This is a genomic window from Cobetia sp. 14N.309.X.WAT.E.A4 (assembly GCF_030397495.1).
Lineage (GTDB): Bacteria > Pseudomonadota > Gammaproteobacteria > Pseudomonadales > Halomonadaceae > Cobetia > Cobetia marina.
On record NZ_JAPNXT010000002.1, the window covers coordinates 95006 to 110759 of the forward strand.

Genomic DNA, 15754 nt, shown 5'->3' on the forward strand with positions numbered 1-15754 from the left:
GCCCTCGCCAAGGGGACGGTTTCACAAAGCAGGCAACATCCACGCAATGATGCCGTATCCTGTCGCAACCTGCTGACGCCGAGGTGCCTCGCCTCGGAGTCTCCCTCCTGATCCTGCTCGCGGAGCCGCAATGTCCAAGCCTCGCCCCACGGATGGTGCACCTCGTCCGACCCGTCGCTGGGTCTGGCATGAACTGCTGCGTCATGCATTGGTGCCACTGCTGGTGATGGAGGTGGCGCTGCTGGGGGGTTATCTGGGCTTGCACTGGCTGGTCGCGCAGCAGCAGGAGGCGACCCGTGAAGACCTGATCCGTACCCAGCTTGAGCAGCTGAGCCGTTATGAGGCGGAGCATGCCGGCATGGTGGTGGAGGATTGGCGCAGGGAAGTGCAGCAGCTGGCACACTCGGCACTCCGTGAGATGGATGCTCCCATCGCGCCGGGCGAGCGTGTCCGAGAGATGGCGCGTCATGTCTTCAGTGAGGATGGCACCCTCTACGTGGCCGAGGATGACGGGGAGGCCGGCTCCTATTATTCGTCGCTGGCCCCCAGTTATCTGCAGGACTACGGCAAGGTGGCACGGCTGTCGCGGCTGGATACGGTCATGCAGGACATGCTCGAGATCCGTCCCGAGCTGCGTCAGGCGTGGTTCTCCAGCTACGACGGCTATTTCCGTATCAAGCCGTGGATCGACACCCACGGCATCTTCACCCCCGGGGTGGATCTCACCAGCTACGGCTTCTATTACCTGGCCGATGATCGCAACAATCCCACGCGTGAGCCGGTCGTGACGCCGGCCTATCAGGACCCCGTCGGGGGAGGCTGGCTGATCTCGACCCTGATGCCGGTGCATCGTGGGGACTTTCTTGAGGGGGTCGTCGGTATCGATGTCACGCTCGATGCGCTGGCGAAGCATCTCGAGAGCACGCGACTTCCCTGGAACGCCTATCTGGTGCTGGTGAGTGGCAACAGCGTACTGGCCATGCCCGAGGCCGGTCAGAAGGATTTCGGGGTGCATGTCACTCCGCGGATCGAGCCGACCCCGTTGACGCATGACCGCTTCCTGGAAACGGCACGTGATCAGAGCAAGTCGCCGGAGATGGTGCGCCTGCTGCATGGTATCGATGATGCTCCCCATGGCATGCGCAAGATACCGCTGCTCGCCGGTGAGCGGCTGGTGGCGTGGTATCCGGTGGCGGGGACGGACTGGCGGCTGCTGGCCGTGGTGGACCCGCAGCAGGTGGAAAGCGGCATCCAGCACTGGAATACGCGCTTCAATCAGTTGGGTTACGTGATGCTGGTCGGCCTGATCGCCTTCTTCCTGGTCCTGCTGGTGGTGATGCGCTGGCGGGCGGAATCCATGGCCACCACGCTTTCCGAAGCCCTGGAACGCTTGAGTGACATGGCGCTGCGCATCGGTCGCGGACAGCCGGTGGTGCGTCAGCGTTTTGCCTTGCAAGAGCTTGACCAGGCGGGGGAAGCCCTGCGGGAAGCCGCATTGCGGCGTGATCAGATCGAGCTCGAACGCGCCGAGGATGCCCGGCATGTCGAGATGGTGATGGCGGCCTCCGGTGATGCGACCTGGCGGTATGACTTCGAGCGTGATGATCTCCACTTCCACGAGAACTTCTTCCTGATGATGGGACTCCCCATCCAGGCCAGCATGCATCTGGCCGATCTCGATGCCATGACTCACCCGGAGGATCTGGCGGGGATGCTGGAATCCCGCTGGCGCGTGTTGCATGGCGACAGCTGGGCCGAGGCGCGTGACGTGCGTTACCGCCATGCCGACGGCAGCTGGGTGTGGATGCAGGTGCGAGGTCAGGTGACCCGCCGCGATGGTGACGGGCGACCGCTGCGTGCCACGGGGGTGGTGCTGGACATCCAGCGTCACAAGCAGACGCTGCAGGTGCTGGAAGCGGCACGTGACAGTGCCACCGAGGCAAGTCAGTCCAAGTCGCGGTTCTTCTCGAGCTTCAGTCACGAGATCCGCACGCCCCTCAATGCCATCCTGGGCTTCACTGACCTGCTGGCGGACGAATCGTCCCTGACGCGCGAACAGCGTCGCTATGTGGATGAAGCGGGCCACGCGGCAAGCCAGCTCTCGGCGCTGATCGAGGACGTGCTGCAGATGTCGAGCCTTGAAGCGGGAGAACTGCCTCTCGATTGCCAGCCTCTGTCGATCGGCCAGCACCTGATTCGCCTCGTCAGTCAGTACCAGCCGCGGCTGGACCAGGCGGAACTGACGCTGTCACTGGCGCTGGAAGAGGCGTCGCTGTGGCTGAATGCCGATCGCCGTCGTCTGGACCAGATTCTCGGCAACCTGATGGGGAATGCCATCAAGTACAACCGCGCGGGCGGCTGGATACGTCTCGCTCTTGGGCGCGGTATCGACTCCCACGGCCAGGAGATGGCCTGGGTGGATGTCGAGGATGGTGGCTTCGGGTTTGACCCGAATCAGGCGGCTCAGCTGTTCCAGCCTTTCTCGCGTCTGGGTCGCGAGGATTCGGGAATCGAGGGCACGGGCCTCGGGCTTGCGCTGTCGCGTGAGCTGGCGCGGCGGATGCAGGGGGAGATCACCGCGAAGAGCGTACTGGGCGAGGGGGCCTGTTTCCGGGTATGGCTGCCGTTGGCGGATGTCAGTGCCCATGAACAGGTCGTGAAGGCGGCATGGTCGGCAGATCAGGCGCTGCCAGTGGCGTGTCGCTGGCTGGTGATCAGCACGCGCGCGGAGGACAGACTGCGCCTGGAAGTGATCGGCAGCCATGTCGCCAATCTGGACATCATCACTGCCAGCAGCGCGGCTCAGGCCTTGCGCCTGGTGCGTGATGTCAGTCCCTGCATGGTGATCTTCGGAGACGTCGCCGACATGAGCGTGGCGTCGCTGTTCAGCGAGATCCAGCGTCTGCCGCGTGAGGCGCCGTTGTGGGCTGTGCGTATCGGCGAGCGAACGGGTGCGGAAGCCGATGGCCTGCCGCCGGAATTCTTTGCGGTGGGGGAGAGTCCCCCCGGCATGCAGGACGTCGAGCACTGGATCGAGTGGCTGATCGTGCGTTTTCGCGAGTTTCTCGAGACTCGGGAGCAAGACGAGGAACGCGAGCGCTGAGTCGGCTGACAGCGCCACCGGTACCTGCGGCGTCAGCTCACGCCCTTGAGCTGATGCGAACGCACCGCATAGCCACGTGACTTGTAGGTACGCCAGCATTCGCGCTTGGTGACCAGCACATCCTGATGCTGGTTGATGATCTCGGCGACGCGCTCGAAACGCGAGAACCACTCGGGGATCTCGGGGTGCAGATTGAGCAGTGCCTCGATGCCCGGTGCCGGCGCGTCCTGCCAACCGATGGTCACGGGCGGACGTGGCACGTCATCGGCGTGTTCTGCCTCGCGCGCCGCGAGATCCAGATCGATATCCAGCGCATGGGGTACGAAGCTCTCGGGGCGGAACTGCCACAGGTGCTCATCGAACTGACGCGCCATCGCCTCATCCTCGACATGCACGTGCAGGCGGAACCCCTTGGCATGGATGGTCTCGGCCAGACGGCAGGCGAATTCCAGCCGGGCTTCCAGCGTGGTATCGGGCAGGATGTAGAAGTCGATCTGGGTCATGGGCACCGCTCGTGGCAAGAGTTCGCGAGCGCTCAGGATACCGCACTCGCCACGTGGCTTCGATGCAGGAGGGACTCGGTACGCATCGGAAAGCGCGATATCTTCGCGTCTGCAAACATGAAGGCCCGCCTCTTGCGAGGCGGGCCTTCATGTTGTCGTCTGGCATGGGCCACAGGGCTTACGCCAGGCGGGTCATCCAGCCACGCGTGTCTTCGGCGCGACCATATTGCAGGTCCAGCAGCTGGCGACGCAGACGCATGGCCACGTCGCCGGCATTGGCGGTCAGATCCAGACGCGCGTCTTCGCTGACCAGCTCGCCCACCGGGGTGATGACGGCGGCGGTACCGCAGGCGAACACCTCGGTGATCTCACCGGAGGCGATACCTTCGCGCCACTCGTCGATGCTGACCGGGCGCTCTTCCGGCGTCAGGCCGAGATCACCCGCCATGGTCAGGATGGAGTCACGGGTGACACCTTCCAGAATGGTGCCGGTCAGACGCGGCGTGACCAGACGACCATCCTTGAAGACGAAGAACAGGTTCATGCCACCCAGTTCCTCGACCCACTTGTTCTCGGCGGCATCCAGGAAGACGACCTGATCGCAGCCATTGGCGGTAGCTTCGCTCTGGGCCGCCAGGGAGCCGGCATAGTTGCCGCCACACTTGGCAAAACCGGTGCCACCGGCCGCCGCACGGTTGTAATGCGAGGACAGCCAGATGGAGACGGGCTTGATGCCACCCTTGAAGTAGGCGGCCACCGGCGAGGCGATCACGTAGTAATCGACTTCGCGCGACGGACGCACACCGAGGAAGGCTTCGCTGGCGATCATGAACGGGCGCAGGTAGAGGCTGCACTCATCGCTGGCGCTGGCGGGGGTCGGTACCCAGGCGCTGTCCTGTGCGAGCAGGGCCTTGAGCGAGCCGACGAAGTCCTCGTTGGAGAGCTCCGGCAGTGCCAGGCGGCGGGCGGAATTGCGGAAGCGTGCCGCGTTCTTCTCGGGACGGAAGGTCCACACCGAGCCGTCTTCATGACGATAGGCCTTGATGCCTTCGAAGATTTCCTGGGCGTAGTGCAGTACCGAGGCGGCGGGGTCGAGGCTCAGCGGGCCATAGGGGCGGACTTCATGGCCGTGCCAGCCGCCATCGGCGGTCCAGCGGACGTGTGCCATGTGGTCGCTGAAGTGACGGCCGAAGCCGGGATTGGCCAGGATGGTGTCGCGAATGGCAGCATCCGCCGGTTGCGTGGACGCGCGGACGTCGAAGCCTTTGGTCACGTGGGTGTCTCCGTAGCAGCGAGACCCCCGGCGCGAAACGCCGGGGGTCGAATCATTTTTATAGGACCTCTGGGGTCAGCGGTGCCGAGTGGCGTGCCGACCCGCGTGTCTCAACGCTAGCACGCCATCGAGAGCATGCGAAGCCTCAGAGCGTCTCTTCCTGGGCGGCATAGAGTTCCGCTTCGCGATCCAGCAGATACTGGGTCAGCAGGCCCACCGGGCGGCCGCTGGCACCTTTCTGCTTGCCGGACTGCCAGGCGGTGCCGGCGATGTCCAGGTGCGCCCACGGGAAGGTGTCCGCGAAGCGGGACAGGAAGCAACCTGCGGTGATCATGCCGGCTTCACGGCCACCGATGTTGGCGATGTCGGCGAAGTTGGAATCCAGCTGTGCCTGATACTCGTCCCACAGCGGCATGTGCCATGCGCGGTCCCAGGCTTCTTCCCCGGCATCCAGCAGATCCAGCGCCAGGTCATCATCGTTGGAGATCAGGCCGGTGGCGTGATTGCCCAGCGCGATGACGCAGGCGCCGGTCAGGGTGGCGATGTCGACGACGCTGGCCGGCTCGAAGCGCTCGGCGTACGTCAGGGCGTCGCACAGCACCAGGCGGCCTTCGGCGTCGGTGTTGAGGACTTCGACGGTCAGGCCCTTCAGGGTCTTGATGATGTCGCCCGGCTTGGTGGCACGGCCGTCCGGCATGTTCTCGGCGCTGGCCACGATGGCGACCACGTTGAGCTTGGGCTTGAGTGCCAGCACGGTGCGCATGGTGCCGAAGACGCTCGCCGCGCCGCCCATGTCGTACTTCATCTCGTCCATGCCGGCGCCCGGCTTCAGCGAGATGCCACCGGTATCGAAGGTGATGCCCTTGCCGACCAGCACGTGCGGTGCCTCGTTCTCGTCTTCCGCGCCGCGGTATTCCATCACGATCAGACGGCTCGGCTCTTCACTGCCACGGCCGACCGAGAGCAGTGACAGGGCGCCAAGCTTCTCGAGTTCTTCCTCACCCAGCACGGTCACCTTCAGTGCGCCTTCGGAGGTGCTGCCCAGTTGCTCGGCACGCTCGCCCAGATAGGTCGGGGTGCAGATGTTGCCCGGCAGATTGCCCAGGGTGCGGGCTTCGTTGACTCCTTCGCCGATGGCCGCGCCAATACGCAGACCCGCTTCCAGTTCTGCCTGCTGACTCTTGTCGGCACTTACCACGCTCAGACGGGTCAGAGAGGCAGGCTCGCCCGGCTGACTCTTCATCTCGGTGAAACGGTAGGCGTTGCGCAGCGCGCTCTCGGCGATCATGCGTGCCTTCCATGCGGCGTCGCGCAGCTCGATATCGAGGCCGACTCCCGCGAAGGCGGCGTCTTCCACCGGCAGTTTGAGCAGTGCTGCCATGGCGGCGTCCAGTCCGCGCTTGTAGCGGCTCTCGTCGAGTTTCTCGGCCTTGCCGAACCCGGCCAGCAGCAGGCGCTGTGCGCCGAGCCCCGGGGCGAAAGGCAGCAGCAGGGTGTTGCCCAGCTCGGCCTTGAAGTCGCCGCGTTCGATCAGCTGGGAAATCAGCTTCTCGCTAGCGTCGTCCAGACGTGCCGCGGCGCCTTCGAGTTCGCCTTCAATGACGGGAACCACCAGGCAGGCGGTCTCTAGCTGGGCCGGATTGACAGTGACAACAGGAAATTCCATGACAACTCCACGCGGGCGAGTAGGGGATACGAAAATGAGGATAGCGTCAGACCGAAGCGGGTCGGGCGTGTCGCGATATCCGGGGTCAGGCATCCAGGTCCGGCAGGGGCGGATGTGAAGAGGCTCTGCCGTCCATCGGTGTCTGACCGAGCATGACCTTTGAATGGGGACGCTGGCCGCTGATGGCAAGCATCTCCCGGTGCCGTCCATCATGCGGAAGATCATGTGCCTGTCGCAAGGCATGGCCGCGACAAGGCTGCATGCTTTCTGGATAATGCTCGAGCATGCCCTTGCGGGGCTCGGCACGCCCAGTGTCATCGACACTCGAACGCACCGGGCCGAGGCGCAAGCGCAGGCCGGATGCCCAGTGTACGCAAAGGCGGTTCGGCATGCATGAGGGATGGTGCATCTTCATGTGTCCCGTATCGTGTCTTCACCGGCTATCATCGTTCTGGTCAACACGCTCGATTGCGAGTGGGAAACAGGAGTTTCATTTGATCATCTTCCGCTACCTGACACGCGAGATTCTCACCACCATGGCCGCGGTGGCCGGGGTGTTGATGCTTGTCATCATGGGCAGCCGATTCATCCGCTATTTCAGTGACGCGGCAGAGGGGGACTTCCCGGCCTCGATTCTCGGCAGCCTGATGCTCTATCACCTGCCGGGGTTCTTCGAGCTGCTGTTGCCGCTGTCCTTCTTCCTGGCCGTGCTGCTGGCCTTCGGTCAGCTATACATGAACAGTGAGATCACCGTGCTGGTGGCCTGCGGTGTCGGCCCGGAGCGTCTGCTGCGCGTCACCTTGCTGCCGGCACTGCTGATCACGGCGCTGGTGGCGGCCTGCAGCCTCTACCTGACGCCGGCTGGCGCGCTGAAGAACGAGATGTTGCTGGAGCTTCAGAAGCAGAAGACCGACTTCTCGGTGCTGGGCGCGGGACGTTTTCAGCAAATCGGCGATCGCACCGTCTATGCCGAGAGCATGAGTGACGACAACAGCGAACTGAAGCACGTCTTCATCGCAGAGCGTGGCAATGACGGGGCCACCCGCCGCGATGACAGTGAACCGAGTCAGTCGGTGGTGCGCGCCGAGCGCGCCTTCCAGGACGTCAGCGAGGAGACCGGCAGTCGCTATCTGGTGCTGGCGGATGGCTCACGCTACGCGGTGGAGCCGGGCAAGTCGGCTTCACAGCGACTGGGCTTCGAGCGTTATGCGGTGCGGGTCAGCGAGGGGCAGAGCGAGGCAAGTCTCAAGGATGACATCGAACTCGTCTCCACCCGAGAGCTGTTGGCCACGCAGACGCCCGAAGCCCAGGCCCAGCTGCAATGGCGTATCTCCCTGCCGTTGATGGTGCCGATCCTGATGCTGATCGGTCTGCCACTGGCACGCGTCAATCCGCGCCAGGGCCGCTTCGCGCGTCTGCTGCCGGCCATCTTCGTGCATATCACCTACCTCAGCTTGCTGATCGCGGCTCAGAATGCCGTCGCGTCCGGCAAATATCCGGCCGCGATCGGCCTGTGGCCCATTCACGGCGTCTATCTGGCGCTTGGCCTCTGGCTGAGCTGGCGCGACAACCGCGGAGGTGGCCGCTGATGCTGCTTGATCGTCTCGACCGTTACATCGCGCGCAACGTGCTGCTGGCCATGCTGGTGGTACAGGTACTGATCCTCGGGCTTGACCTGATGATCACCTATATCAATGACCTGGGCGATGTCGAGGGGGATTACGGTGCCCTTGAGGTCTTGCTCTACCTGTTGATGAGGCTACCGTCACGTTTCTACGAATTCGTGCCGGTAGGGGTGCTGCTGGGGGCCTTGATCGGCCTGGGCAGCATGGCATCCAGCAATGAGCTGACCATCATGCGTGCGGCGGGCCGCTCCTTGACGCGCATCCTGTGGGGCGTGATGAAGCCGCTCGGGCTGGTGATCGCCATCACCATGGCCGTGGGAGAGTACGTGGCGCCTGTCACCGAGATGCAGGCCGATGCCTGGCGCGCCGAGAAGCAGCAGGGGGCGGGTGCCGTCTATGCCGAAGGCGGTGGCTGGCAGCGTGAGGGCAACAACTTCTATCGCTTCGGTTCGATCCGCAGTGATGATGTGGTGCTCAACGTGACCCGCTATCAATTCGATGATGATCAGGAGCTCAAGCAGGCCATGTACGCCCGGCGTGCTGTCTGGGAGGACGACCATTGGACGCTGGAGGCGGTGGAAACCACGGTCTTCGAGCGTGAAGGCGGCGAGGTGGCCTCCACGCGTGTCGAGCAGCAGGACTCACGCCAGTGGGATACCCGATTGACGCCGGACCTGCTCAAGCTGGTGATCACCGAACCCAAGCAGCAATCCGCCTCTGATCTGTGGCGCTACGCCAGCTATCTGAAGGGGCAGGGTCTGTCCGCCAACCAGCCATTGCTGTACTTCTGGCAGAAGATCCTGCAACCGCTGACGCTGGCAGCGCTGGTGCTGGTGGCAGCGTCCTTCGTGTTCGGGCCGTTGCGCACCGTGGCAGCCGGGACGCGCGTGTTCTACGGGATCATCGTCGGTCTGCTGTTCAAATACCTGCAGGACCTGCTGGCACCGGCCTCGGTGGTCTTCGGGTTCGCGCCTATCTGGGCAGTACTGGCCCCCACGATCGCCTGTTACGTGATCGGCCTGCTGCTGATTCGTCGCAGTGGCTAGGGCACGGTGCCCGGTGGCCCGGCGCTGCTTCGCGCAGCAGGGCGTGCGCCCTGCCGGGCTGATGCGGCGTCTGGGTGGATTGGTGTATGACACCTTTCTGGTAGTGGCGCTGTTGATCGTGCTGGGGTTCGTGGGGGTGGCCGCGAATGGCGGAGAGGCCAATCAGTCGCCATTGTTCCGCTCGCTTCTGCTGGTGGCGGTGTTCGCCTTCTTTGCCTACTTCTGGAGTCGAAGTGGCATGACGTTGGGCATGCAGGCCTGGCGGCTGAGGCTGCAGGCGCCGGAAGGCTGCGCACCGACACTGCCTCAGTGTCTGCTGCGTTTTCTGGTTGCCGGTCTCTCGCTGGGATGCGGTGGACTGGGGTATCTCTGGCAGCTATGGGACTCTGAACACCGCAGCTGGCACGACATCGCCTCAGGCACGCGCGTGGTGGTGGTGCCGAGGCCCAGCCGAGAGTGACGGCCCGGTAGGCGCCGCCCTTGCGGGTGTCGTGCAAGGGCGGCGTGCAGGAATCGCCGTGAAAGGCATGCCGAATGCCGGAAAACACAACGCCCCGCCAGTCATCGACTGGCGGGGCGTTGTGTCTGTCAGGGGTGCAGGACGTGAATCAGACGCCCAGCAGACCATCGAGACGCGTGATGATGCGGTCGACCGTGGCGCGTGACACGACCAGGCTGTCTTCCTGTGCCGCGGTTTCCGGCAGCTCACGTGGCAGGTCGAGTACCGCGTTGCCCATGCCCTCGAAACGCACGCCATCACGATAGCGCACGAAGGGCAGCTGGCCGATGGGGCGCTGACCGTCGTGGTCGAGGCGGGCCAGGCGTGTGAAGGCACTGACCGTGTCCAGCACCGGTGCGCTGGTCAGCGGCAGGTGGGTCAGGCGCCATGCCAGCCAGTCGTCCACTTCGATGGCTTCGTCACGCAGGGTGGCGAACCAGTGACGTGCCTGATCCAAGCGATAGCGGGCACGGCCCTGCTTGTCCAGCCACAGGACGTCGGCACTGGCCTGACGCGGACTTTCCAGCTCGCCGGGCAGGTACAGCCAGGCCTCGGTCAGGCGATGCAGCGCGCCCGGCAGTGGCTCATCGAGGGTACGCTCGTTGAGCGAGTCCAGTGCAGCATTCAGGTCGCCCTGCTCGGCACTGCTTTCACTGTTGGCATAACCGACGTTGTAGCGCCAGACACGATCGGAGATTTCCTGGGTGACGACGTGATCGTGCGGCAGTGCGATGTGACTCATCAACTCACGTGCGTTGCAGCTCTCGTCCACCAGGCCCTCGCGACGCGCCTCACGATAGAGATTGCGCAGCAGCGGATTGAGCGGCAGGCGGTGATGGTCCCCGAAGCAGCTGCCAGCATCGCGAACGGCGTCGAGATTGAGCGGCAGGTGGGAGGCGGCGTGATGTTCAGCGGTAGCGATGGATGCGGACATTGGGTCAGGACTCCTTGCAGTTTGGCAGTAGGCGAAACGAACGGACAGCAGACGGATTCGGGCCGGTCACGGCATCATCATGTCGCCCATCATCGGCATGCCGATGGGCCGAGTCAGGATGGAGGGCGTCGACGGAATCTCTTGCAGTGTCCTGTTCATGTGCTTTTCCTGATTGCCTGGCAGGTCGTGGCAGTCATTTGCCGTCGCCTTGCTGCGTGTGGGTCATCGTCATGAACGGCAGCGTTCTGGCGAAGTTGACGCTAACAGGAGGCGAGTGACCAGCCTGAACCATTGGATGTCGATGGCTCATTATTTTTTGTTGCGACTTGATTCTTTTCTGCATAATAAAACGTTATACATCTTAGCGTCCCTGACCCAAATCGCAACCCCTGCCTTAGGCAGGTGACTCCCTTCTTTATACGGTGGGCGCTTTCATCGATGCAACGGATTTGAGAGCAGTGGATTTGAAAGCAATGGTTTGAGAACAGCGGGTTGAGGAAAGCGGGGAGAACGGCGGGTCGAGAACCGTCACGCGGCTCTGGTCGGACGTTCACATCCCGCAGCAGCAATTCATGGCGCTGACGGTGGAAGACGGGGTAATGCAAGTGGTTGATATGGCATGCAAATGAGAATTTTTTGCAGTCAGGTGTTGCGCATCTTTCTGCGAATCATTTACATTTGTCTCACTTGGAGTGAGCGAGGTGAGCCATGTACGTCTGTCTGTGCAAGGGTGTATCAGACCACAAGATCCGTGAAGTCGTGGAGCAGGGGGCGCGCAGCTTCCGTGAGGTCCGCGAGCAGACCGGGTGTGCGACCCAATGTGGAAAATGTGCCTGCATGGCCAAGACGATCACCCGTGAAGCCGTGGCACGCGAAATGATGCCGGCTGACGACCTCGCCTACGCGGTCTGATGTCAGGGGAGCTTGCCTCTCCGGGCCTGGATTGCCCTGTCGATGCAGCACAGCGCCACGAGTCCATGTCATTCAAACGCCAGAGGCCCGATCACATGATCGGGCCTCTGGCGTTTTCGCATGCCGCTCCTTGCCGGGAGAGCTCATCTTTCGAGCTATCCTCTCTCGCACTTCCCTCTCTCGCACTTTCCTTTCTCGTGCTTTCCTCTCCCGGGCTTTCATCGCTTGTACGCTCACCGGTGTCCGTCTGCATATGACAACGCGGATACCAATCTTTCCCATTTGCGCCTAAAAGTCGATAACTTGTTGTCATGTCTCGAAAAATTCATGGTTTTGCGCCATACTTGCCGGACCTGACGAAGCGGGGCGAGTGCCTGAGACGCCTCACCCCCGACGGCCCCTGACACCGGCATGCATGCCGGTCGCCGACGACAACGAGACCGCACCGGACAAGAGAGGAATGGCGACATGAAAGGCGATCCCAAGATCATCGAGCATCTCAACACCATACTGGGCAACGAGCTGGTAGCCATCAATCAGTACTTCCTGCATGCGCGCATGTACAAGGACTGGGGGCTCAAGCGCCTGGCCAAGTGGGAATATGACGAGTCCATCGAAGAGATGCGTCATGCGGACACCCTGATCGAGCGCATCCTGTTCATGGAAGGCCTGCCCAACCTGCAGGACCTCGGCAAGCTGCGTATCGGCGAGAACACCAAGGAAATGCTCGAGTGCGATCTGGCGCTGGAGCACCAGGCTCATGGTGATCTGAAAGAAGCGATCGCCTATGCCGAGCAGGTCCGCGATTACACCTCACGTGATCTGTTCCGCAAGATCCTCGACGACGAGGAAGAGCATATCGATCACCTGGAGACCGAGCTGGGTCTGATCGAGAAGGTCGGTATCGAGCTCTACCTGCAGAAGCAGATTCATCACGAGATCGACTGATTCCAGGCGCGGCTTTCCAAGTCGTGACAGGAACGAAAACGCCCCCGCTGCCATCGGCAGCGGGGGCGTTTTGTCTTCAGTGGCGCAGAACCGGCTTACTTGCCCAGGTCATTGACCAGCAGCGCCTCGACGGCTGCGATGCGCGCGTCGAGACTGGCCTGGTCGGCGGCCAGCACCGTGATGTGACCGATCTTGCGGCCGGCTCGCGGTGCCTTGCCGTAGTCATGCAGGCGAGCACCGGGAATGGCCAGCGCGGCATCGCGCTCTGGCATGCGCCCGATGATGTTGAGCATCGCGCAGGGGGCCAGCAGGGCTGTCTCGCCCAGCGGCAGGCCGGCGACGGCGCGCAGATGGTTCTCGAACTGGCTGGTGACCGCGCCCTCGATGCTCCAGTGACCGGAGTTGTGCACGCGCGGGGCGATCTCGTTGGCCAGCAGGCGCTCGCTGCCGTCCGCTTCCTTGACCACGAAGAACTCGAAGGCCATCACGCCCACGTAGTCGAGTTCGTGCATCACCTTGAAGGCAGCCGCCTCGGCCTCGGCCTGCAGGTCATGCGCGGCCAGCGGTGTGGCGCAGTGCAGGATACCGCTGCGGTGCTCATTGCGGGACAGCGGCCAGGCGCGTGTCTCACCGTCACGACCGCGTACCGCGATCACCGAGACCTCGTGATCGAAGGCGATGAAGCCTTCGAGAATCAGCGGCACGCTGCCGAGTTCGGCGAAGGTGTCGGCCACGTCCGCCATCTCGCGCAGCACTTTCTGACCCTTGCCGTCGTAGCCCAGCGTACGTGTCTTGAGGACGGCAGGCAGGCCGATGGTGGCCACCGCGCTTTCCAGATCGGCCTGGCTGTCGACCAGCGCCAGCGGCGGCACCTCGATGCCCAGACGCATGAACAGCGACTTCTCGTTCCAGCGATCCCGTGCGGTATCCAGCGCGCCGGCCGGGGGATAGGTCGGACGCTCTGCCGCCAGGCGCTCGACGGCGTCGGCGGGCACGTTCTCGAACTCGAAGGTGATGGCATCGGAGGCCGCCACCAGCTGTGTCAGAGCGGCGTCATCCTGCCAGTCGGCGCGCAGATGATGGCCATGCACGCGCCCACAGGGCGAGTCGGCGGGATCAAGAAAGGTGAAGCGGGCATTGAGGGCGGCACCAGCCTGAGCCAGCATGCGACCCAGCTGACCACCACCGACGATACCGAAGCGGATCGGCTCGCTCATGATTCACTGGCCTCCATGCGACAGGCTGGGAGCATCGGGACGCGGGTCCGGATTGTCCAGCACGCGGTCGGTCTGCTCGGCGCGGAAGTTGATGAGCGCCGTGCGGATGGCCGGATATTTGTTGGCCAGCTGGCTGGCAGCCAGCAGCGCCGCATTCACGGCACCGGCACGACCGATGGCCAGGGTGCCGGTGGGGATGCCGGCGGGCATCTGCACGATGGAGAGCAGAGAGTCGACGCCAGACAGCATGCTGGACTGCACCGGCACGCCCAGCACCGGCAGCCAGGTCTTGGCGGCACACATGCCCGGCAGGTGGGCGGCGCCACCGGCTCCGGCGATGATGACCTCGAGACCACGCTCCGCAGCGGTGTCGGCATAATCGAACAGCAGGTCAGGCGTGCGATGGGCAGAGACGACCTTGACCTCGTGTTCGATCCCCAGGGCTTCCAGGGTCTCGACCGTATGGCACATGGTCGCCCAATCCGATTTTGATCCCATGATGACACCAACCAGTGCGCTCATGCTTCCTCCGCTCTTGACGTGGTATGAACCAGCTCACAGCCACCGCCAGCGCATGCTGGGCGGCCCGCTGTGTGGGCGTGGTCGAGGTGGCCGGGCCGTGATGGCCAGTCCCACCTCAATGCGTATGTCTGGAAAAACAAGCGGCGCAGTATAGCACCGAGCCTGAGAGGCAGCATGCACCTGTCCGGTCGGTCAGCTTATGGGCGCCACCGGCCGGCGAGGCTCAGCAGGACCATTGCGTGACCAGCGCGAAACGCGGCACTGGCTCGCCCTGGATCTCGACATTCTCCATGAACATGCTCAGTGGGCGCACCCACAGACCACATTCGCCGTAGAGGGCGCGGTAGACCACCAGCAGCTCTTCCGTCTCGCTATGACGACTGGTGCCGATCACCTCGTATTGCGCGCCCTTGTAGTGGCGGTAGAGCCCCGGCACGGGGCGATTCTCGGGCAGCGGCGGCATGGGAGGCAGCTCTGACATGATGATTTCCTTGATGGGCAAGACAGTTGGCGCGGTCGCCCGGCGCGATCAGGCGTCGGGTGCGGGCTTGAGAGCGTTGGCCGGCGTGGCCTTGGCACCGCGGCGTGCGATGCGCGCCAGGGCGCGCGCACTGGCGGTGAAGCCGAAGCTTCCGGTGACGAAGGTGGCGGCGCCGAAGCCGCCGGCGCAATCCAGACGCGTGGCGCTGTCGCCGGGTTTGGTGGCGCAGACCTCGCCATCGGCACCGGGGTAGGTCAGCTGCTCGTCGGAGTAGACGCACTCGACATCGAAACGGCGCTTGAGATTGCGACTGAAATGGTAGTCGCGGCGCAGCAGGGAGCGAACGCGCGCCAGCAGCGGGTCCTGCTCGGTACGGGCAAGATCCGCGATCTGGATGCGTGTCGGGTCGAGCTGGCCACCGGCACCGCCCGTCACGGTCAGGCCCAGCTTGCGACGCTTGCACCAGGCGATCAGCGCCGTCTTGGCGGGCACGCTGTCGATGGCATCGATGACGTGATCCAGCTCATCGTGGATCAGCTCGGCCAGGTTGTCCGGGGTGACGAAGGCCGAGATGGCGTGAATCTTCATCTGTGGCGCGATCAGTTGGCAGCGCTCGGCCAGCACCTCGACCTTGGGACGGCCGATCTGGCCATCCAGCGCATGCAGCTGACGATTGACGTTGGAGACACAGACGTCGTCGAGGTCGATCAGCGTCATCTCGCCGATGCCGGAGCGTGCCAGCGCCTCGGCGCTCCAGCTGCCGACCCCGCCGACCCCGACCACCGCGACATGCGCGTGACGGAAGTGGGCGAAGGCGCTGGCGCCGTAGAGGCGACGAATGCCGCCGAAACGGAAGTCGTAATCGTCCGCCGCCGGTGCCTCGGCGTCGGTGGCGAAGAAATCCGCCAGCATGCGTTCGCTGGCAGAGGGCGCGGCGTCCGAGAGAGAGGCCGTGTGGGCCGCTGGCTCATTCAGCGGAATGTCGTCAGGGGTAGTGGTCATGCGCAGCTCATGCTTTCCAGGGA

The 15754-nt window shown here is 63.7% G+C and carries 14 protein-coding genes; 6 read left to right on the top strand and 8 right to left on the bottom strand.

Going from position 1 to position 15754, the window contains the following annotated elements; all coding sequences use genetic code 11:
• The first annotated feature begins 130 nt into the window (after positions 1–130).
• A complete protein-coding gene (locus OW493_RS03755; RefSeq protein WP_289863327.1) occupies positions 131–3103 on the top strand; it encodes an ATP-binding protein in 2973 nt (990 codons plus the stop codon).
• A gap of 32 nt (positions 3104–3135) precedes the next feature.
• Here the strand turns inward: OW493_RS03755 and OW493_RS03760 are convergent, their stop codons facing one another.
• The 3 genes from OW493_RS03760 to OW493_RS03770 form a co-directional block, all read right to left on the bottom strand.
• Entirely contained in the window at positions 3136–3606 is a 471-nt protein-coding gene (locus OW493_RS03760) for a DNA polymerase III subunit chi (protein WP_077378736.1), read from the bottom strand.
• A gap of 178 nt (positions 3607–3784) precedes the next feature.
• Entirely contained in the window at positions 3785–4879 is a 1095-nt protein-coding gene (locus OW493_RS03765; RefSeq protein ID WP_289863328.1) for a branched-chain amino acid aminotransferase, read from the bottom strand.
• A 145-nt stretch (positions 4880–5024) separates the two neighbouring features.
• Positions 5025–6545 (bottom strand): leucyl aminopeptidase, encoded by a 1521-nt coding sequence (locus OW493_RS03770; RefSeq protein ID WP_289863329.1) that lies wholly within the window; start codon positions 6543–6545, stop codon positions 5025–5027.
• Positions 6546–7039: 494 nt separating this feature from the next.
• Here OW493_RS03770 and lptF point away from each other — a divergent pair, with 494 nt between their 5' ends.
• Genes lptF through OW493_RS03785 form a run of 3 tightly spaced genes read left to right on the top strand, consistent with a single transcriptional unit; the run spans position 7040 to position 9676 of the window.
• A complete protein-coding gene (gene lptF, locus OW493_RS03775) occupies positions 7040–8134 on the top strand; it encodes an LPS export ABC transporter permease LptF (RefSeq protein ID WP_169477242.1) in 1095 nt (364 codons plus the stop codon).
• A complete protein-coding gene (gene lptG, locus OW493_RS03780; RefSeq protein ID WP_077378750.1) occupies positions 8134–9216 on the top strand; it encodes an LPS export ABC transporter permease LptG in 1083 nt (360 codons plus the stop codon). Before lptF ends, lptG begins: the two co-directional genes overlap by 1 nt.
• On the top strand, positions 9209–9676 hold the full coding sequence (locus OW493_RS03785; protein ID WP_289863330.1) for an RDD family protein: 468 nt from the start codon (positions 9209–9211) through the stop codon (positions 9674–9676). The genes lptG and OW493_RS03785 overlap by 8 nt, the downstream gene beginning before the upstream one ends.
• Before the next feature lie 148 nt (positions 9677–9824).
• Here the strand turns inward: OW493_RS03785 and OW493_RS03790 are convergent, their stop codons facing one another.
• Positions 9825–10649, bottom strand: a complete 825-nt coding sequence (locus OW493_RS03790) for a hypothetical protein (RefSeq protein WP_289863331.1) — start codon at positions 10647–10649, stop codon at positions 9825–9827.
• Between the two features lie 708 nt (positions 10650–11357).
• On the opposite strand from OW493_RS03790, the gene OW493_RS03795 reads away from it, so the two are divergent.
• Both OW493_RS03795 and bfr read left to right on the top strand, forming a co-directional pair.
• The gene (locus OW493_RS03795) at positions 11358–11561 is read left to right on the top strand and encodes a bacterioferritin-associated ferredoxin (protein WP_077378756.1); all 204 of its coding nucleotides are present in this window, start codon (positions 11358–11360) and stop codon (positions 11559–11561) included.
• Positions 11562–12029: 468 nt separating this feature from the next.
• Positions 12030–12509 carry a bacterioferritin gene (bfr, locus tag OW493_RS03800; RefSeq protein WP_077378759.1) on the top strand — a complete coding sequence of 160 codons (480 nt, stop codon included), beginning with the start codon at positions 12030–12032 and terminating at the stop codon, positions 12507–12509.
• Positions 12510–12604: 95 nt separating this feature from the next.
• Here the strand turns inward: bfr and OW493_RS03805 are convergent, their stop codons facing one another.
• The 4 genes from OW493_RS03805 to tcdA form a co-directional block, all read right to left on the bottom strand.
• Positions 12605–13726, bottom strand: a complete 1122-nt coding sequence (locus OW493_RS03805; RefSeq protein WP_289863332.1) for a 5-(carboxyamino)imidazole ribonucleotide synthase — start codon at positions 13724–13726, stop codon at positions 12605–12607.
• Positions 13727–13729: 3 nt separating this feature from the next.
• Entirely contained in the window at positions 13730–14248 is a 519-nt protein-coding gene (gene purE / locus OW493_RS03810; protein WP_077378762.1) for a 5-(carboxyamino)imidazole ribonucleotide mutase, read from the bottom strand.
• A 223-nt stretch (positions 14249–14471) separates the two neighbouring features.
• The gene (locus OW493_RS03815) at positions 14472–14729 is read right to left on the bottom strand and encodes a DUF1653 domain-containing protein (RefSeq protein ID WP_240499615.1); all 258 of its coding nucleotides are present in this window, start codon (positions 14727–14729) and stop codon (positions 14472–14474) included.
• A gap of 48 nt (positions 14730–14777) precedes the next feature.
• Positions 14778–15641, bottom strand: coding sequence for a tRNA cyclic N6-threonylcarbamoyladenosine(37) synthase TcdA (gene tcdA / locus OW493_RS03820; protein ID WP_077379348.1), 864 nt, complete (start codon positions 15639–15641; stop codon positions 14778–14780).
• Between the last annotated feature and the right edge of the window lie 113 nt (positions 15642–15754).

Bases quoted from the DNA above. Each gene is read 5' to 3' on its own strand.
- OW493_RS03755 (WP_289863327.1), top strand. From the start codon at position 131: ATGTCCAAGCCTCGCCCCACGGATGGTGCACCTCGTCCGACCCGTCGC.
- OW493_RS03760 (WP_077378736.1), bottom strand. From the start codon at position 3,606: ATGACCCAGATCGACTTCTACATCCTGCCCGATACCACGCTGGAAGCC.
- OW493_RS03770 (WP_289863329.1), bottom strand. From the start codon at position 6,545: ATGGAATTTCCTGTTGTCACTGTCAATCCGGCCCAGCTAGAGACCGCC.
- lptG (WP_077378750.1), top strand. From the start codon at position 8,134: ATGCTGCTTGATCGTCTCGACCGTTACATCGCGCGCAACGTGCTGCTG.
- OW493_RS03790 (WP_289863331.1), bottom strand. From the start codon at position 10,649: ATGTCCGCATCCATCGCTACCGCTGAACATCACGCCGCCTCCCACCTG.
- OW493_RS03795 (WP_077378756.1), top strand. From the start codon at position 11,358: ATGTACGTCTGTCTGTGCAAGGGTGTATCAGACCACAAGATCCGTGAA.
- bfr (WP_077378759.1), top strand. From the start codon at position 12,030: ATGAAAGGCGATCCCAAGATCATCGAGCATCTCAACACCATACTGGGC.
- OW493_RS03805 (WP_289863332.1), bottom strand. From the start codon at position 13,726: ATGAGCGAGCCGATCCGCTTCGGTATCGTCGGTGGTGGTCAGCTGGGT.
- purE (WP_077378762.1), bottom strand. From the start codon at position 14,248: ATGAGCGCACTGGTTGGTGTCATCATGGGATCAAAATCGGATTGGGCG.
- OW493_RS03815 (WP_240499615.1), bottom strand. From the start codon at position 14,729: ATGTCAGAGCTGCCTCCCATGCCGCCGCTGCCCGAGAATCGCCCCGTG.
- tcdA (WP_077379348.1), bottom strand. From the start codon at position 15,641: ATGCTGGCGGATTTCTTCGCCACCGACGCCGAGGCACCGGCGGCGGAC.